Origin of the sequence: Marinobacterium rhizophilum, assembly GCF_024397915.1 — a bacterium.
Classification (GTDB): domain Bacteria; phylum Pseudomonadota; class Gammaproteobacteria; order Pseudomonadales; family Balneatricaceae; genus Marinobacterium_A; species Marinobacterium_A rhizophilum_A.
On record NZ_CP073347.1, the window covers coordinates 3624478 to 3643660 of the forward strand.

General features: G+C 65.4%; 13 protein-coding genes. 12 read left to right on the top strand and 1 reads right to left on the bottom strand.

The genetic code is table 11. The annotated features are described in order from the left end of the window. Positions 1-9: 9 nt before the first annotated feature. On the top strand, positions 10-2892 hold the full coding sequence (gene gcvP / locus KDW95_RS16275) for an aminomethyl-transferring glycine dehydrogenase (RefSeq protein ID WP_255852870.1): 2883 nt from the start codon (positions 10-12) through the stop codon (positions 2890-2892). A 223-nt stretch (positions 2893-3115) separates the two neighbouring features. Here gcvP and KDW95_RS16280 read toward each other — a convergent pair whose 3' ends face one another. After that, a complete protein-coding gene (locus KDW95_RS16280) occupies positions 3116-4402 on the bottom strand; it encodes an NAD(P)/FAD-dependent oxidoreductase (RefSeq protein WP_255852871.1) in 1287 nt (428 codons plus the stop codon). A gap of 132 nt (positions 4403-4534) precedes the next feature. On the opposite strand from KDW95_RS16280, the gene KDW95_RS16285 reads away from it, so the two are divergent. The 11 genes from KDW95_RS16285 to KDW95_RS16335 all read left to right on the top strand — a co-directional run bounded on the left by KDW95_RS16285 (position 4535) and on the right by KDW95_RS16335 (position 18953). Beyond that, a complete protein-coding gene (locus KDW95_RS16285) occupies positions 4535-5878 on the top strand; it encodes a glutamine synthetase family protein (protein ID WP_255852872.1) in 1344 nt (447 codons plus the stop codon). Between the two features lie 383 nt (positions 5879-6261). Further along, positions 6262-7473 carry an ATP-grasp domain-containing protein gene (locus KDW95_RS16290; protein ID WP_255852873.1) on the top strand — a complete coding sequence of 404 codons (1212 nt, stop codon included), beginning with the start codon at positions 6262-6264 and terminating at the stop codon, positions 7471-7473. Beyond that, positions 7470-9269: an IucA/IucC family protein gene (locus tag KDW95_RS16295; RefSeq protein ID WP_255852874.1), complete on the top strand. Its 1800-nt coding sequence runs from the start codon at positions 7470-7472 to the stop codon at positions 9267-9269. The genes KDW95_RS16290 and KDW95_RS16295 overlap by 4 nt, the downstream gene beginning before the upstream one ends. Continuing rightward, on the top strand, positions 9266-10459 hold the full coding sequence (locus tag KDW95_RS16300) for an MFS transporter (protein WP_255852875.1): 1194 nt from the start codon (positions 9266-9268) through the stop codon (positions 10457-10459). Before KDW95_RS16295 ends, KDW95_RS16300 begins: the two co-directional genes overlap by 4 nt. 1 nt (position 10460) lies before the next feature. After that, on the top strand, positions 10461-12269 hold the full coding sequence (locus tag KDW95_RS16305) for an IucA/IucC family protein (protein ID WP_255852876.1): 1809 nt from the start codon (positions 10461-10463) through the stop codon (positions 12267-12269). Between the two features lie 24 nt (positions 12270-12293). Next, positions 12294-13493, top strand: a complete 1200-nt coding sequence (locus KDW95_RS16310; protein ID WP_255852877.1) for a type III PLP-dependent enzyme — start codon at positions 12294-12296, stop codon at positions 13491-13493. Beyond that, positions 13493-14254, top strand: a complete 762-nt coding sequence (locus KDW95_RS16315; protein WP_255852878.1) for an HpcH/HpaI aldolase family protein — start codon at positions 13493-13495, stop codon at positions 14252-14254. The genes KDW95_RS16310 and KDW95_RS16315 overlap by 1 nt, the downstream gene beginning before the upstream one ends. A gap of 93 nt (positions 14255-14347) precedes the next feature. Continuing rightward, positions 14348-15298, top strand: a complete 951-nt coding sequence (locus tag KDW95_RS16320) for an ABC transporter substrate-binding protein (protein ID WP_255852879.1) — start codon at positions 14348-14350, stop codon at positions 15296-15298. 11 nt (positions 15299-15309) lie between these two features. Further along, positions 15310-16335 carry a FecCD family ABC transporter permease gene (locus KDW95_RS16325; protein ID WP_255852880.1) on the top strand — a complete coding sequence of 342 codons (1026 nt, stop codon included), beginning with the start codon at positions 15310-15312 and terminating at the stop codon, positions 16333-16335. A gap of 201 nt (positions 16336-16536) precedes the next feature. Next, positions 16537-17604 (top strand): FecCD family ABC transporter permease, encoded by a 1068-nt coding sequence (locus KDW95_RS16330; protein ID WP_255852881.1) that lies wholly within the window; start codon positions 16537-16539, stop codon positions 17602-17604. 557 nt (positions 17605-18161) lie between these two features. Continuing rightward, positions 18162-18953, top strand: a complete 792-nt coding sequence (locus KDW95_RS16335) for an ABC transporter ATP-binding protein (protein ID WP_255852882.1) — start codon at positions 18162-18164, stop codon at positions 18951-18953. The last annotated feature ends 230 nt before the right edge of the window (positions 18954-19183 follow it).

Genomic DNA, 19183 nt, shown 5'->3' on the forward strand with positions numbered 1-19183 from the left:
TAGAAGACGATGACTGTAGAGACACGCACGCTGGCCCAGCTGGAACAGCGCAACGAATTCACCCGGCGTCATGTCGGCCCGGATACCGCTGAACAGCAGGCCATGCTGGCCGAACTTGGGCTGGATTCGCTCAAGACGCTGATCGAGCACACGGTGCCGGATGCCATCCGGCTGGATGACGCCCTGGCGATGGACTGGGGTGTCAGCGAGATCGACGCCCTGGCCGAGCTGCGTGTCCTGGCAAGCCAGAACAAGGTCAACAAGTCCTACATCGGCATGGGTTACAGCAATACCCGGGTGCCGAACGTGATCCAGCGCAACGTGCTGGAAAACCCGGCCTGGTACACCGCCTACACACCCTATCAGCCCGAGATCGCCCAGGGGCGGCTCGAAGCGCTGCTGAACTTCCAGCAGATGGTGATGGACCTGACCGGCATGGACCTGGCCAATGCCTCCCTGTTGGATGAAGCCACCGCCGCCGCCGAGGCGATGACGCTGTGCAAGCGCGCCAACAGCAAGAAGAGCAATGTCTTTTTCGTCGCCGACGACGTGCACCCCCAGACCCTCGATGTGGTGAAAACCCGGGCCGAATACTTCGGCTACGAAGTGGTGGTGGATGCACCGGAAAAACTGGCGCAGCACGATGTCTTCGGTGTGCTGCTGCAGTACCCCGGCAGCCAGGGTGACGTGCGCGATATCGCGGCCCTGATCAGCCAGGCGAAACAGCAGAAGGCCATGACCGCCGTGGCGTCCGACCTGCTGGCACTGGTTCTGCTCCGGTCCCCCGGCAGCCTGGGTGCCGACGTGGTGTTCGGCTCGTCGCAGCGTTTTGGCGTGCCGATGGGCTTCGGTGGCCCCCACGCCGCCTTTTTCGCCGCCTCCGCGCGGCTCAAGCGCTCGGTACCGGGACGCATTATCGGCCAGTCCATCGACAGCCGCGGCAACCCTGCGCTGCGCATGGCGATGCAGACCCGCGAGCAGCATATCCGCCGCGAAAAGGCGACCTCCAACATCTGTACTGCCCAGGCACTGCTGGCCAACATGGCCAGCTTCTATGCCGTCTACCACGGTCCCCGGGGGCTGAAGGTCATTGCCGAGCGGGTGCACCGGCTGACGGCGATCCTGGCCACGGGGCTGGCCGACAGGGGCGTCGCCTGCAACGCGACCTATTTCGATACCCTGACCTTTGCCGCCGACACCGCGACCTACCAGCGTGCACTGGAGGCCGGCTGCAACCTGCGTAACTACCCCGATGGTCGTCTGGGCATCAGCCTGGACGAGACCAGCACCGCGGCGGACGTGGCGCAGCTGCTGGATATCCTGCTGGGCGCCGGCCATGGCCCGGATATCGCGGCGCTGGACGCCCGTATCACCGCCGGGGCAGCGACCGGCATTGCCGCCGACATGCGTCGCGAAGACGCCATCCTGACGCACCCGACCTTCAACAGCTACCAGTCCGAAACCGAGATGCTGCGCTACATGAAGCGCCTTGAGAACAAGGACTACTCCCTGGTACACGGCATGATCCCGCTGGGCTCCTGCACCATGAAGCTCAACGCCACCGCGCAGATGATCCCGGTGACCTGGCCCGAGTTCGCCAATATCCACCCCTTCGCACCCGCCAACCAGGTGACCGGCTACCACAGCATGATCGACCAGCTGGAACAGATGCTGGTGGAGATCACCGGCTACGACGCGATCTCGATGCAGCCCAACTCCGGTGCCCAGGGCGAGTACGCCGGCCTGCTGGCGATCCGCAAGTACCAGGAATCCATTGGCGAGGGACACCGCAATATCTGCCTGATTCCCTCGTCCGCCCACGGCACCAACCCGGCCTCCGCCGCCATGATGGGGCTGAAGGTGGTCATCGTCGAATGCGACGCCGAGGGTAACGTCGATATCGCCGACCTGACCGCCAAGGCGCAGCAGCACAGCGACGCCCTGTCGACCCTGATGATCACCTACCCATCCACCCACGGGGTCTTCGAGGAGGCGATCGTCGACATCTGTCGCATCATCCACCAGTGCGGCGGCCAGGTGTACATGGACGGCGCCAACATGAACGCCCAGGTGGGGATTTCCAAGCCCGGCCTGATCGGCTCCGACGTATCCCACCTCAACCTGCACAAGACCTTCGCCATTCCCCACGGCGGCGGCGGCCCGGGCATGGGCCCCATCGGCGTGAAGAGCCACCTGGCCCCCTTCCTGCCGAGCCACAAGGTGAGCCCGCTGGACGGGCTGAGCCAGGACAACGGTGCGGTGGCGGCGGCGCCCTTTGGTTCCGCATCGATCCTGCCGATCACCTGGATGTACATCCGCGCCCTGGGCAAGGACGGCCTGAAACACTCGACGGAGCTGGCGATCCTCAACGCCAACTACCTGACCGCCAAGCTGGCGGACCACTACCCGGTACTCTACCGTGGCCGTAACGCCAAGGTGGCCCACGAGTGCATCCTGGATATCCGTCCGCTCAAGGAAGCCTCGGGCGTAACCGAAGAGGATATCGCCAAGCGCCTGATGGACTACGGCTTCCACGCCCCGACCATGTCCTTCCCGGTCGCCGGCACGCTGATGATCGAGCCGACGGAATCCGAGTCCAGGCTGGAGCTGGATCGCTTTGTCGAAGCGATGATCGGCATCCGTGCCGAGATCCAGCGGGTGCAGGACGGCTCGCTGCCGGCGGACAACAACCCGCTGTGCAATGCCCCCCACACCCAGGCGGATCTGGTGGCCGACTGGCAGCGCCCGTACAGCCGTGACGAAGCCATTTTCCCGACCGCCGCCACCCGTGCCGCCAAGTTCTGGCCCTCGGCGAACCGCATCGACAATGTCTACGGCGATCGCAACTTCATCTGCTCCTGCCCGAGTATCGATGCCTACCGGGACGAGTGAGGCGGCGAGCTAAACGTCCGTCAGGTTAGAAGCACTAAAAGGCCCGGTAGCAATGCCGGGCCTTTTTCGTAGTGGACTTTATTAAAGCGCTACGGGTATCTGACACTCCAATAATTCGACAGCGTTGAAATAAAGCAGTGAAACCCCGCTGTTGGATTACGATCCTTCGGATCTTCACCCAGCCTATCCATCTGGCATTAGAACTACGGCTACCAATTGAAACTCAGCTGAACCTATCCCGCAGCTGGTAATACAGCATGCCGGCCACCAGGGCCGGCCAGCGCAGCAGGGGGCCGCCGGGGAAGCCCGGTGTGGGGACCCGGGCCAGGGTGTCAAAACCTTCGGGCGAACCGGCGATGGCATCGCTGATCAGCTTGCCGCCGAGCGTTGCCAGGGCGATGCCGTGGCCGGAGTAGCCCTGGGCCACATAGAGGTTATTGTCCAGACGGCGGAAAAACGGCATGCGGTTGCGGGTGATGGCCAGGGTGCCGCCCCAGGCATGGTCGATGCGGGTGTTTGCCAGTTGCGGGTACACCTGCAGCAGGTGCCGGCGCACCAGGCTTTTGATATCGCCGGGGAAATGGCGGCGGTAGGTTTCGCCACCACCGAACAGCAGGCGCCGGTCGGCGCTGAGGCGGAAATAATTCACCACGAACTTGGAGTCGGCCACGGCTAGGTCATCCCGGATCAGGCGCCGGGCGAGCTCCGGGTCCAGCGGTTCGGTGGCCAGAATAAAGTTGTTGATGGGCATGATGCTGTCGGCGATGCGCGGCTCCAGCGCCCCCAGGTAGCCGTTGCAGGCCAGTACCAGGGTCTGTGCCCGCACCGTGCCCCGGGCGGTGCGGACCCGGATGCCCCCTGGCCCGTGCTGGTAATCCAGCACCCGGCTGTGTTCGAACAGCTGCGCGCCCTTCGCCCGGGCCGCCGCGGCCAGGCCCAGGGCGTAGTTCAGCGGGTGCAGGTGCACCGCTTCGCTGAACAGTTGGCCGCCGTGATAGCGCCGGGTATCGAGCATGTCGCGTACCTCGCTGCCCGTCACGAAGCGCACGCCCGCGTAGCCGTAGTGGTGCTGCAGATGTTCGGCTTCGCGCTGCATGGCCTCGACATGGGAAGGCTTGAAGGCCGCATGTAGAATGCCGGGCTTGAGGTCACAGTCGATCTGTAGCCTCTCGATCAGCGCCTTGACCAGCGCCACCGCATCCAGCGACAGCGCCCACAGCTGCTGGGCATGCTCGCTGCCGAGCCAGGCCTCCAGCGCCGCCTGGCCGGGGTTCAGGCCCACGCACACCTGGCCGCCGTTGCGCCCGGAGGCTCCCCCGGCCAGCCGATCCGCTTCCAGCACTATCACGCTGCAACCCTGCTCGCGCAGGTGCAGCGCCGCCGACAGGCCGGTGTAGCCCGCCCCCACGATGCAGACATCGGCCTCCCGTTCGTCCTGCAGGGTATCGCAGGGGGCCATGGCCCGGGCGCTGGCTGCATAGTAGGAGGCGTCAAAACCACTGCTGGGCATAGGGGCTCCGCACGGCTGAAAAAGTCTTTTGTATCAGCATACTATGGATATGGATAAGTGTTTTGACAGCGCCGGGCAAAGAAACTTGTCATACACTGAAACGGGTATGGACACTTATCCGGACGGTGCGCGATGGACAGGATCGAGACGTTTCTGCAGCAACACAGTATCAGCGAGATAGAGTGCCTGGTGCCGGACATGACCGGCAATGCCCGCGGCAAGTTTCTGCCCACGCGCAAGTTTATTGCCGAGCAGACGGCCCGCCTGCCCGAAAGCATTCTGATCCAGACGGTCACCGGCGACTGGTCGCGCGAACATGACGAGCTGGTGGACCCGGCGGACCGGGACATGGTGCTGCGGCCGGACCCGACCAGCCTGCGCCTGGCCCCCTGGGCCAAGGAGCCCACGGCGCAGCTGATCCACGATTGCTACGACATCCAGGGGCAGCTGCATCCATTGGCCACGCGCAGCGTGCTGCGACGGGTGCTGGCACTGTACGAAGCCGAAGGCCTCACGCCGGTGGTGGCGCCGGAGGTCGAGTTTTACCTGGTACAGCGCAACCTGGACCCGGACTACGAACTCAAGGCGCCGGTAGGGCGTTCCGGCCGTTCCGAGAGTGCCCGCCAGTCCTACAGTATCGATGCGGTGAACGAGTTCGACCCCATCATCGATACCCTCTATCGCTATTGCCAGGCGCAGCAGCTGGACGTGGATACCCTGATTCACGAGTCCGGTGCCGGCCAGATGGAGATCAACTTCAAGCACGGCGATGCGCTGCTGCTGGCCGACCAGGTATTTACCTTCAAGCGCACCCTGCGTGAAACGGCGTTGCAGCACGATATCTACGCCACCTTCATGGCCAAGCCGATGGAGCACGAGCCCGGCAGTGCGCTGCATATTCACCAGAGCCTGCTGGATGTACGCAGCGGGCAGAATATTTTCGCCCAGGCCGATGGCAGCCTGAGCGATGCGCTGTACCACTACCTCGGCGGTTTGCAGAAATACGTGCCGGCGGCCATCAGTTTCTTCGCGCCCAATGTGAATTCGTATCGCCGCTTCGTGCCGGATATCGCCGCCCCCATCAACCTGCAGTGGGGGCTGGACAACCGCACCACCGGGTTGCGGGTGCCCAGCAGCAGCCCGGAATCGACGCGGGTCGAAAACCGCTTTGCCGGCGCCGATGCCAACCCCTACCTGGCCATTGCCCTGTCCCTGGCCTGCGGCTACCTGGGACTGAAGGAGCAGCTGCAACCCTCGGCGCCCAGCCAGGGCAGTGCCTACGACGCCAACAGCCGGGTCGAGATCGCCCGCACCCTGGAGGAGGGACTGCGGCTGCTGTCGGACTGCAAGCCGCTGCAGGCAATCCTGGGAGAGCGCTTCGTCCGAGCCTATGTAGCGGTGAAGCTGGCGGAATACGAAGCCTTCAACAAGGTGATCAGTTCCTGGGAGCGCGAGCACCTGCTGCTGCGGGTGTGAGTGTTCCGGCGTAACGGAGGCCGCCTCTGTCTTTAGATAACAGCGGTCAACGTCGGCTTTTGTGAAGCCTTTTGCCGCTATCTGCAGATAACCGTTACTTTTTTCTGGCACTGTCACCGGCGCCGGTGTCGCCCTCGGGCCAGCGGAAACCTCTCCTGACATCGAAGCCTTTTCTCCCTGGTGTTGCCGCTTGCGCTTGTGCTGGCTGCTGCCTGTCGAACGACCAATCCAAACAAATGTTTAAAATGATGTTGCTAATGATAGTGATTCGTATTTAGTATTTGTGGCTGGAGTTCGGGTGCCTCTGCCGGTTCCGTCTCCTGCGCCGGCCCGTGCCGATCGCCGCAATGCCAGTCAACAATACAAAATAGGGAGCTCAAGGAATGTCGGGTCAGATCGTCTTTATCGCCCATGTCGTCACGCAAGTGCTCAACGAGGGCTTTTTGCCCGCCGCCCGGGAGCTGGGGCTTTCGCCCATCATCGTTACCGACCTGGCCCCGGAGCAGCGAGCGCATTTCGCCGAGGAGGGGCGCGAAGCCTATCCCGACGCCATCCTGGCGTGCGATGTGTTTAACCCGGTGGCGGTGATCGAGACCCTGCAGGAGGCGGGCATTGCACCGCTGGCCGTTTTCTCCCACAGCGATCATCTGCAAACCTCCACCGCGCTGGTGGCCGGGTACTTCGGCCTGCCGGGCAAGGACTGGCGGGTGTGCTACCGCGCCAAGAACAAGGCGGCGATGCGTCAGCACCTGGCATCCCTGGGTGCAGAGCCCTTCTGGTATCGCCTGGTGACCGGCGCATCGCAGCTGGAACCGCTGCTGGCGGATTGTCCCTATCCCTGTGTGGTCAAGCCGCGCGAAGGGGTGGCGAGCCTGGATGTGAGCCTGGCGCGCTCGGCGGCAGAGCTCGCGACATGCTGCCAGCAGCTCTGGGCGCGCCAGCCGGGGCAGCCCTTGCTGATCGAGGAATATATCGAGGGGCCCCTCTACACGCTGGAAACGCTCGGCGATGGCGAACGGCTGGAGGTGCTGGGCGGGTTCAGGGTCGAGCTGTCCGAGCCACCGCACTTTATCGAGCTATCGGCGCGCTGGGGGCTGGATATCGACGATGCCGATCTGCAGCAGGTGGTCCGGCTGATCCGCGATTTCGGCGTGGGTTTCGGCTCCTGCCATACCGAGTTCGTGCAGACGGCGAGGGGCCCGCGGCTGATCGAAATCAATTACCGCACCATCGGCGACGGTCGCGAGTTTCTGCTGGAGCAGACGCTCGATTTCCCCCTGTTTCGCACCCTGCTGCAGCTGCATATGGGGCAGCCCCTGCCAGCGCTGGCGCGGCCTGATGTGCAGTTGCTGATCCAGTATGTCCGGGCGACGCAGGCCGGGCGCCTGACGCTGGCGCCGACGGCATTTCGCGAGGACTGGGCCGAAGGCTTCGTCGAATTCAGGCCGCTGCGCCGGGCCGGCGACCAGCTGGAGCTGAGTTATTCCAACAAGGATTACCTGGGCGTGATCCGGGCCGCCGGCCGCTGCGAGGCTCAGCTGCAGGCGCGGGTTTCGGGCGCCATGGCCGGGCTGAACTGGGGGATGGAAGCATGAGCAGCTTCATGGATGAGGCCTCGGATTACATCCTGGCCCGGGTGCTGGACACGCTGCTGCGCGAGGACGTGCAGCAGATGGCCCGCCGTGGGCGCCGGCTGGCCGCCGGGTCCGCGGAGCTCGAGGGCCTGGAGGCCGCGGATGATGGCGGCGACTGGTGGCTGCTGGAGCACCTGGCCGCCGGCAGGCTCTGGATACCGGTGCAGGCCAGCCGCTTTATGCAGCCCTGGCGCTACCGTGCGGGCCCGGTTATCGCGCAGCCCGCGGGCACGGGCGAGTGCCGGCGGCTGGCCGATTGCGATGCGCTGCTGGCGTGGCTCTCGAGCGGTCTGGCGGCCACCGAGCGGGCCCATTATGAGGACTTCGCCGCTGAATGCCGCGCTGCCGTGGAGCAGGGCCGGTGCTGCAAGCAGGCGCAGCAGGCCTACTTTGAACAGTGCCTGGAAGGCCGCAGCACCGGGCTGCACGAGCTGCCGGGCTGGACGCGGCGTTTTTTGCACTACGACCGGCTGGCGTCCTACCTCGACCACCCTTATTACCCGACCGCCCGCGCCAAGGCCGGCTTCAGTGTCGCGGATCTTGAGCGCTATGCGCCGGAATTCCAGCCCCGTTTCGCGCTGCGCTGGCTCGCGGTGCCGCGCTCGCTCTATACGGCAAACCAGCCGGATGAGCCGGACTGGAAACCGGGTTTTGCCCGCGTCGGGCTGAGCGCGTCGCTGGCGCCGGATTACCGCCTGGTGCCGGTGCATCCGTTTCTGTGGGGCGAAACGCTGACGCGGCTGCTGCACGAAACCGGCCTGGAACAGCAGGTCATCCGGGCACCCCAGGCCTGTGTCGAGGTGGTGCCTACGCTGTCGGTCCGCAGCCTGGTGCTGCTGGAGCGCCCCGATACCCATATCAAGCTGCCGCTGACCATCCGCACGCTCGGCAGCCGCAATATCCGCACCGTAAAGCCCAGTACCATCGATGACGGTCAGCGGGTGCAGACCCTGCTGGGAGCCCTCGCCCGACAGGACGAGCGGCTGCGCGGGCGCCTGCTGCTGACCGATGAAAGCCGCGGTGCCCATGTCGATGGCCAGAGCTTTCTGGGCTACATCCAGCGGCGCTATCCGCAGGAGGCGAGGGAGGGCACCCTGGTGTCGGTGGCCGGGCTGCTGGCGGTCACGCCGACCGGGGAGCGGGTGTTCGAAGAGCTGAGTGCGCGCTTTTACCAGGGCGATACGCTGGCATTCCTGCGCCACTACCTGGAGCTGACCTTCGCGGTGCACGTGACGCTCTGGCTGCGCTACGGCATCGCGCTGGAGTCGAACCAGCAGAACTCGATGCTGCTGTTCGGCCCGGGGGCAGGCCGCATGCGGCTGCTGCTCAAGGACAACGATGCCCCGCGTATCGACCGCCAGCAGCTGGCCGCACGCTGGCCGGAGCTGTACCGCCATGTCGAGGGGCTGCAGGACCTGCGCATCTGGAGCCAGGATGCGCTGGCACTGGGGCAGATGTTCACCACCATTTGCCTGCAGCTCAACCTGGCGCCGCTGATCGAGGGCATGGCTGAGCGCGGTCACGGCGAGCGCGGCGCGCTCTATGGCCTGCTGCGCCAGGCGCTGGAGGCCAGCCTGGCGGCACTGCCCGGCGAGGATGCCAGCGGACTGCGCGCGCTGCTGCTGGAAGACGAGCATCTCTATGCCAAATACCTGCTGACCGCCGGCACCCTGCAAAGCAAGGCGCGCTCCGGTGCGGCGGACATCAACAAGTTTTATGGCAAGAGTGCGCCCAACTTCCTCCGGGAGGCGCCGTGAACGCGGTCATGACCGGTTCCGAACGCCGCAATATTGCGGTTGTGATGCTGTGTCATTTTACCGCGGCCCTGGCGGCGCTGGGCATGCCGCCCTTCTTCGCGATGATACTGCTGCAGAGTTTCGACTCCAGCCAGACCCATCTGGTGGGCTGGTTCTATGTGCTGCCGACGCTGTGCACCGCCCTGGCGGCGCCCTGGTGGGGACGCTTTGCCGACCGCTATGGCGCGCGGCGCTCCCTGCTGCGGGCCCAGCTCGGGCTGGCGCTGGGATTTATGCTGGCGGCGCTGGCGCCCTCACCGCTGTTCTTCGCCCTGGCGCTGGTGGTGCAGGGGTTGCTGGGGGGGACGTTTGCCGCCTCCAGCGCTTACCTGGCATCGCTGGTGCAAGGGGCGGGCCTGGCCCAGTCACTCAACTGGATGCAGGGTTCCGCCCGCGCCGCCCTGGTGGTGGCCCCGGTGCTGTTTGGCTGGCTGATCGGCTTTGTGGCGCCGCTGCAACTCTATGGCTACCTGGCCTGGCTGCCCTTGCTGGCGGCGCTGGTGATGCTGCTGGCGCTGCCGGCGGTGCCTGCGCCTGCGCGCTCCGACACCCCGGGCAGGGCGGCAGCCGGGGATCGGGAGCCGGTGTCCCGGGGGGTGCTGTTCGCGCTGCAGTTCGGCTTTTCCTTCGCCTGTGTGATCGGTTTCCCCTATTTCATTGCCGACATGCAGCTGCGCTTTGCGGCCCTGGGGGCCGTTGCGGTCGCCTGGCTGTTCAGCCTGCCACACCTGGTCTACCTGCTGCTGAACCACAGCCTGGGCACCTTGCTGCACCGCTGGCCGGCGTTACGCTGCCTGCAGCTTGCCTTTGCCGTGCTGGCGCTCAGCTACTGGGGCCAGTACCTCACCGACAGCCTGGTGGCGCTGATCATGCTGCGGCTGCTGATGGGGCTGGCCATGACGGCCTGTTTCGTTGCGCTGCACCGCCTCATGAGCGCCTGCAGTGGTCGGCGGGCCGGCGGGCTGTTCGGGCGCCTGGACGCGGCGGCCAAGTGGGCCGGGGTGGCGGCGGGCCTCTGCGCCGGCGCCCTGAGCGGCATCCTTGGCCTCAGCAGCCCGCTGCTGGCCGCGGCCCTGGTACTGCTGTCGCTCTGCCTGCTGCTGCAGTGCGGCTTTCGTAAACACTGCTTTATTCACGCTGAAAGGAACTGACATGTCTGCACAATCTTCGGCGCTCGCCTACCGCGCCCAGCACCAGCAGGATCTGGCTGGCACCCGCTCCATGGCCGCGCTGCTGAACTGTTACTGCCGCGAGGTGGCGGCCCCCGCCGGCCTGCTGCAGCTGGATACGCCCTTCGGGCACCGGGGCTGGCCGCTGGCTCTGAAGCATTCGCAGCGGCTACAGCACGGTCATATTCTCGAGATCCGCCTGGCGCGGACGCAGGTGCGGATCCTGGTTGCCGTGGCGCTGCCGTCTGTGACGCTGAATTACGATTATATTTCCGCGCCCTATGGCGGCGGCTTTGGCCGGTCCTGGCAGGAGCTCGACTGGCCGCGCCTGAGCCGCCTGCTGCTGGCCGAGCTGGCGCAGCTGTACGGCAGCCCGATCAATGTCGAGCTGATGCAGCAGATCGAAAACAGCGTGGGGGTCATGGCGGAGTTTATTGCCCTGGGGGCGCGGGATCACGACTGGGGGCTGGGGGCTGAGGCCTACCTGAGATCCGAACAGGCACTGACCTTTGGACACGCCTTTCATCCGACACCCAAGAGCCGGCAGGGCATCAGCCTGGAGGCCATCCGTCGCTATTCGCCGGAAGTGGGCGCGGATTTCAGGCTGCACTATTTCGCCGTGCGCGGGGAAGACCTGAAGCAGCGCTCGTTGCTGGCTGGCGAGGCGATCGACCTGCTCGCCGGTGAGCTGCCGGCGTTCGAGGTCCCGGCGGGCTACCGGGTGCTGCCGGTGCATCCCTGGCAGGCGGGCCATATCCGCTCGCTGGCGCCGGTGCAGGCCGCGCTGGCCAGCGGCCGCCTGATCGACCTGGGGCCGGCGGGGGAGCCCTGGTATCCCACGGCATCGGTCCGCACACTGTACCGCCCCGGTGCCGGTTTTTTCCTGAAATGCTCACTGCATGTGCGCCTGACCAACTGCGTGCGCAAGAATGCCTGGTATGAGCTGGAGGGTGCAGTGGGGCTCTGCCAGCTGCTGGAACGGCATGCCGGTGAGCTGACCGAGACCTTCCCGTCCCTGAGCCTGATGGCGGAGCCGGCGTTTGTCAGCCTGGACTTTCAGGACCAGCCAGAGGCGCAGCGCATCGAGTTGCAGGAAGCCTTTGGGGTGATTCTGCGCAGCAGCCCGTGCTGGCCAGAGGGAGAGGCCCCGCTGCTGGCCGGTGCCCTCTTTGGCGACAGCCTCAGCGGCCATGTTCAGGTGCGCTACCAGGTGGAACAGCGGGCCCGGCGCCAGGGGCAGGATTATGGCGAGGCTGCTAGGGAATGGTTCGCCGCCTACGTGGAGCAGCTGGCGCATCCCATGCTGTTTGCCCTCTGCCGGCTGGGGGTGGTGTTCGAGCCGCATCTGCAGAACGTGGTGGTGGGGCTGCAGGAAGGGCTGCCGGCGCGGCTTTATATCCGCGACCTGGAAGGCACCAAGCTGGTGACGGGGCGCTGGTCGCAGGAACAGCTGGCGTCGCTGTCGCCCCGGGTGCGGCAGTCGGTGGAGTACAGGGCCGAAAAAGGCTGGCAGCGTGTCGCCTATTGCCTGTTTATCAACAACTTCAGCCAGGCGGTGTATTACCTGGCCCGGGGTGACGCCGGGCTGGAGCGCCAACTCTGGCGCGAGCTCGCGCTCAGCCTGGAGTGCTACCAGCAGCGCCACGGCAACGCCGTTTCCGCAGACCTGATCACGCGGCTGCTGCGAGGGGAGGCCTGGCCCAACAAGACCAACCTGTTGAACCGGGTACTGCAGCGGGCGGACCGCTGCTCGGAATACGTGCCGCTGCAAAGCCCGCTGACAAACCTCTAATCGCAGTCTCAAACCGGAGTATCCATGGAGTTTCGATTCAATGCGGTGGCGCAGGCCGCCGCCCGGCTGCAGGCGGACAGTGCCGATCCTGTCTGCGCCTATATCTATGACCTGCCAGCACTGCGACGCCATGTGCAGTCCCTGGTGGCATCCCTGCCGGCCAACTGCGAGCTGTTCTATGCCGTCAAGGCGAACGCCGAAAGACCGGTACTCGATGTGCTCGAACAGCATTTGCACGGTTTTGAAGTGGCATCCGGCGGCGAGATCGACTGGGTGCGCCAGCAGTTTCCCGAGGTGCCGCTGATCTTTGGCGGCCCCGGCAAGCTCGATTCCGAGCTGACGCTTGCGCTGGCGCAGCGTGTCGAGCTGGTGCATGTGGAAAGCCTGGCCGAACTGCGCCGCCTGGCAGCCTTGCTCCAGGCCCAGGGGGGGACGCAGGCCATACTGCTGCGCATGAACCTGGCCCTGCCCAGCCTGCCGCAGACCACCCTGACCATGGGGGGCAAGCCGACACCCTTTGGTATAGACCCGGTGGAGTTGCCGGCCTGCATCGACTTTATCCGGGCGCATCCGCAGCTGCAGCTGCGGGGTTTTCACTTTCACCTGGTGTCGCACCAGCAGGACGCCGGCGCTCACCTGGCCCTGCTGGCGGACTACTTCCGCCAGGTACGGCACTGGCGCGAGCAGTTCGGGCTCAAGATCGACCACATCAATGTCGGCGGCGGTATCGGTATCAACTACCGTGCGCCCGAGTCCCAGTTCGACTGGGAGCAATTCAGCGCCGGCCTGCACCGGCTGATCGCCCGGGAACAGATGGCGTCCTTTCGCATCCGCTTCGAGTGCGGCCGCTACCTGACGGCACCCTGTGGCTATTACCTGATGGAGGTGCTGGAACTCAAACGCAACCACGGCAGCTGGTTCGCCATCTGTCGTGGCGGCACCCATCATTTTCGTACCCCCGCCGCCCAGGGGCACGATCATCCGTTCAGGCGCCTGCCCGGCGGCAGCGGCGAGCGGCTGCGGGGCCAGAAGGTCACGGTGGTCGGGCAGCTCTGTACGCCCAAGGATGTGCTGGCGTCCCAGGTCGAGGTGGCGGAGCTGGCGGTCGGTGACCTGCTGCTGTTCAGCCTGGCCGGTGCCTACGCCTGGAATATCTCCCATCAGCAGTTTCTGCGTCATCCGGCGCCGCTGATGCACTATATCGACGAGACGGAGCCGGCCTGATGCTGCAGTTGAACCCCCTGAAACAAAAGCTGGCGGCGGGCGAGGCCGTCTGCGGCATGCTCAATTCGGTGCCCAGCCCCTGGCTGGTGGAGATGCTGGGGTATGCCGGTTACGACTTCGTGGTCCTTGATATGGAGCACCTGAGCGTCAATCCCGAAACCCTCGAACACATGATCCGGGCGGCGGAGTCCGCCGGTATCGCCGCGCTGGTACGGGTGCCGGGTGTCGATCCCGGTGCCATTGGGCGCGCGCTGGATGCCGGCGCCCAGGGTATCGTGGTGCCGCGGGTCAATGATGCGAGCGAGGCCCGGGCGGTGGTCGCCGCGGCACGCTATCAGCCCCAGGGACAGCGCGGGGTCACCGGCGGGCGCACCACCGGGTTCGGCACCCTGCCGCTGGCGGACTACCTGGCACGGGCCAATGCCGAGACCCTGGTGGTACTGATGATCGAATCCCGTGCCGGTGTCGAGAACCTGGATGCCATCGTGCAGGTGCCGGGGGTGGACTGGATTCTTGAAGGCGCCCTGGACCTGGCGCTGTCGCTGGGAGTGGGGCCGGATGCCCAGCACCCGCAGGTCCAGCAGGCCATTGCCCGTGTGGCGCAACAGACCCGCCGGGCCGGGCTTCGGTTCTGTGCCATTCCGCGGGTGCCCGGCCAGTTCGAGCACTGGCGCGAGCAGGGCGTCGATACCTTTTTGCTGGGAGAGGATCGCGGCATCCTGTTTCGCCGTCTGCGGGATTACCGGCAATCTTTCACATAACACCAACGGAGGTATCTATAATAATCTAAATGCAAATCATTATTGTTTGTTTTAGACTGCCCGCCAATATATCCGTTTCAGGGGGGCAAATTCATGCGATTTCAGGGACTAAAGGCATTAATGGTAGCGGGCTCTCTGGCGTTCCTCCCGCCGGCCCTGCAGGCTGCTGCCGCCCCCTTGACGGATGACCGGGGGCTGGAAATCGTGCCGCAGACGGGAGCCGGGAAGGTGGTGGCCATCTCGACCTTTGCCGCCGATACCCTGGTGTCGCTGGGTGTTGCACCGGCCGGCGCCTCGACCTTTGGTGATCGCCCGGTGCCGGATTTCCTGGGCCCGCTGATGGACGGCGTGCCGAGCCTGGGGCAGCGCGCCAGCACTAACCTGGAGCAGCTGTCCGCACTGCAACCCGACCTGATTCTGGCGATTCGGCGTTACACCGAGCCCAGCGCCCAGAAACTGAGCGCCCTGGCGCCTTTCTATGCCTTCGATGTGATCAGCTACGATGACAGCCTTAGGGCGGTGGCGGGCATTGCCACGGCGCTGGACAAGGCGGCAGAGGGCCAGGCGCTGAATGCCGCCTTCGAGGCACTGGTGGAGGACTATGGCCGCCGGGCCCCGGGTGGACTCAGTGCGGTCCTGCTGGCCGGCAGTGGCGAGGCTCCCTTTGCCTATTACGATCACTTCCTGAGTACCGACCTGCTGGAGCGCCTGAACGCCACCAACAGCATCGGCCCCTCGCCCACCCCCGGGCAGCCGGTGCCCTTTGGCTACCAGCTGAGCCTGGAACAGCTGCTGCTGCTGAACCCCGATGTCATCTTCATGTTTGCCTCCGGCACCCGCCATGCCTATGCCGCCAACCCGGTCTGGCCCTATCTGAAGGCCGTGCAGCAGGGGCGGGTGTATGAGGTGGGCCTGCACTGGAAGGAAGGCGGCGGCCCCGTTGCCCGCGAATGGATCCTGCGGGAAATGGCCTGGCGCCTGTATCCCGACAGCTTCCCGCAGCCTGAGCTGCCCGCATCCCTGGCCAGCCGGCCCTTTCGCTAGGACGCCTGCTCATGCTGAACGGAACCCTGTCGGCGCGGGCCTGTGGTCGAGTACCCGGGGCTGAATTCAAGGGCCTGGGGCTGCTTGTCGGGCTGCTGCTGGCCTTGCTCGTTACCGCGACCCTGGCGCTGGCCGCCGGCGCCGTGCCGGTGCCACTGCAAACACTCTGGCGCCTGTTGCAGGGCACTGAAAGCGGGCTACCGGCGATCCTGGTATGGGAGCTGCGCCTGCCGCGTTTTCTGGCCGGCCTGCTGGTGGGTGCGAGCCTTGGGGTTGCCGGCTGGGTGATGCAGACGGTGACCCGTAATCCGCTGGCGTCCCCGGGCCTGACCGGCGTGGTGGCCGGCGCCTCCATGGCGGTGGTGGTCGCCCAGGTCGGGTTCGTGGTGAGTGCCATCTGGCTGCCCTGGCTCGGTATGCTGGGCGGCGCTGGCGCGGCGGCACTGACCTTTGTGCTGGCCGGGCAGGGGGGCTTTTCACCCCTGCGCCTGGCACTGGCCGGCATCGCGGTCACGGCCCTGGCCAGCGCCCTGGCCACGGCTTTTTTGCTGTTTTCCGGCGCCCAGGCGCAGCAGCTCTACTTCTGGCTGGCCGGTGGCCTGCTGGGGCGGGGCTGGAGCCATGTGCAGCTGATACTGCCCTGGGCCTGTGGTGGTCTCTTCCTGGTGATGGGCTTTTCCCGTTACCTGAACCTGTTGCGCCTCGATGACGAAATCGCCCGGGGCCTGGGCGCCCGTGTACTGTTCTGGCGCCTGGGATTTGTGGCCGTTGCCGTGGCACTGACCGCGGCCACGGTGGCAGTGGCGGGCCCGGTGGGCTTTGTCGGGCTGGTGGCGCCCCACCTGGTGCGTCTGCTGCTGGGCAATAATCAGCGCCTGGCGCTGCCGGCCGTCATGCTGCTGGGTGCGCTGCTGGTGACATTGAGCGACCTGGTTGCACGGACGCTGGCCGCACCGGCGGAACTGCCACTGGGCATGTTTACCGCGCTGCTGGGTGGCCCGCTATTCATCTGGCTGATCCGCACGAGGGTGCTGTGATGGTGGTACAGATGCTGGGCATGTTTAGGGCACGGCTGGGTAGTCCACGGTTTATCTGGCTGATCCGCACGAGGGTTTTGTGATGCGGCTACAGACGCAGGCCGCGCCGGCCGCACTGACGCTGGGCATGTTTACGGCACTATTCAGGGCGCGGCAGGGTGGCCCGCTGTTTATCTGGCTGATCCGCACGAGGGTTTTTTAATGTCGATACAGGCGCAATGTGCACCGGCTGCGCAACTGCAGCGCTTTGAGTGTCCGCGTTTTCTGGGACTCGCGCTGTTGTTGCTGGGTCTTGTGGGGGGCGCCCTGGTGCTGAACCTGCTCTACGGTGCGGTGACGCTGACGCCGCTGCAGGTATGGCAGGCCCTGACCGGCGAGGGCGATGCAGTGGCGACCGATATCGTCTGGAACCTGCGCCTGCCGCGGGTGCTGCTGGCGGGCTTGGTGGGCATGCACTTCGCCATTGCCGGTTCCCTGCTGCAGGCGGTGATGCGCAATCCCCTGGCGGATGCCGGCGTGCTGGGCATCAATGCCGGTGCGAGTCTTGCCGCGGTGCTGGCCTTTGTGCTGGCGGAGCGTTTCTGGGGGGGCAGCGGTGCCTATTCGGCCCTGTCGATCAGCCTGGACTGGCTGCCGCTGCTCAGTTGCGGCGGCGGAATTCTGGCGGCGGCGGCGGTATACCGGCTGGGCTGGAATCGTGGTGTCACGCCGGTGCGCCTGGTGCTGAGCGGCATTGCCGTGGCCAGCGTGCTGAGTGCGCTGGCCACCGGGGTGCTGGCGGGCTGGGGTTCCATGAATACCGAAACGGTACTGATCTGGCTGGCCGGCAGCCTGTTTGGGCGCGACTGGGCGCACCTCTGGGCCCTGCTGCCCTGGACGCTGCTGGCGCTGGGCCTGCTGCCGGCGTTGCTGGCCGGCGCCAACCTGCTGCAGCTGGGGGACGATGTCGCCAGCAGCCTGGGCTTGCGGGTGGAGCTGTGGCGTTTCGCGCTGCTGCTGGTGGCCGTGCTCTTTGCCGCCAGTGCCGTCGGGGTAGTGGGGCCGGTCGGCTTTGTCGGCCTGATCGTGGCGCAGATTGCACGGCTTAGCTGTGGCCCGGATCTGCGGCTGCAGCTGCTGCTGGGGCCCCTGTTCGGTGCCTTGCTGGTGATGCTGTCGGATCTGCTCGGACGCTTGCTGCTGGTGCCGGCGGAGATCCCCATCGGGGTGATTACCTCCCTGCTCGGGGTACCATTTTTTATCTATCTGCTGGCACGCAGGCAGGCATAGGAGTGTATTGGATGTTATTGGCACGGGAACTGACGCTGGGCTATGACGACAAGGTTGTCGTGCCGCAGTTGGATCTGGCGGTGGATGCCGGCCGGATTCATTGTCTCCTTATCAAGTCCCAACGGCTGCGGCTTGAGTGTGCTGCTGCGGTCCTGGCCGGCTTGTCGAAACACGGGCCTGGGAGGGACGCTGGATGTTATTGGCACGGGAACTGACGCTGGGCTATGACGACAAGGTTGTCGTGCCGCAGTTGGATCTGGCGGTGGATGCCGGCCGGATTCATTGTCTCCTTATCAAGTCCCAACGGCTGCGGCTTGAGTGTGCTGCTGCGGTCCTGGCGGGCTTGTCGAAACACGGGCCTGGGAGGGACGCTGGATGTTATTGGCACGGGAACTGACGCTGGGCTATGACGACAAGGTTGTTGTGCCGCAGCTGGATCTGGCGGTGGATGCCGGCCGGATTCATTGTCTCCTTATCAAGTCCCAACGGCTGCGGCTTGAGTGTGCTGCTGCGGTCTTGGCCGGCTTGTCGAAACACGGGCCTGGGAGGGACGCTGGATGTTATTGGCACGGGAACTGACGCTGGGCTATGACGACAAGGTTGTCGTGCCGCAGCTGGATCTGGCGGTGGATGCCGGCCGGATTCATTGTCTCATCGGCCCCAATGGCTGCGGCAAGAGCACGTTGCTGCGGGCCCTGGCCGGCCTGCTGAAACCGCAGCACGGGCAGGTGCTGCTCGATGGCCGCCCGCTGGCCCGCTGGCGGCGGCGTGAACTGGCGCAGCGCGTGGCCATGCTGCCGCAGCACCCGGTTGCGCCGGACGGCCTGACCGTGGAGCAGCTGGTGCGCTATGGCCGTTTTCCCTATCAGCGCCTGCTGGGGCAGCCGACAGAGCAGGACTTCAAGATGGTGCGCTGGGCGATCCGGGTCACGGGGCTGGCCGGCTTCGAGGCACGGCCGCTGTCGGCGCTGTCCGGCGGTGAGCGCCAGCGGGCCTGGATTGCGCTGTCGCTGGCACAGCAGGCGGGAACCCTGATCCTGGACGAGCCCACCACCTACCTGGATCTCGGCCACCAGCTGGAGGTGCTGGAACTGCTGAGCGAGCTCAATCGTCAGCAGGGCCTGACCGTGATCATGTCGCTGCACGACCTGAACCAGGCGGCGCAGTTTGGTCAGCGCCTGGTGGCCATGCGTGCGGGCCGGCTGGAGCAGGAGGGGACCCCCGCCGAGGTACTGACCCAGTCGCTGCTGGCCGATGTGTTTCGGGTGCATGCCCGGGTCGCACCGGATGAGCTGACCGGCAAGCCCCAGTTCGTGCCGGTGTCATCCCTGGTGCGGCCGCTGCTGTAGCATCAACAACCTGTTAGGCCGGATAAGCGCGTGATTTGTGCTTCGTGATTCGTGATTCGTGCTTCGTGCTTCGTGATGCGTGATGCGTGATTCGTGAATTTGTGAATTTGTGAATTTGTGAATTTGTGAATTTGTGAATTTGTGAATTTGTGAATCCGGGCGCGTGTTAGGCGTTGATCCATCGCTTGTATGAGAATTGTAATCTAGTTACAATTGCGAACACTTATCAT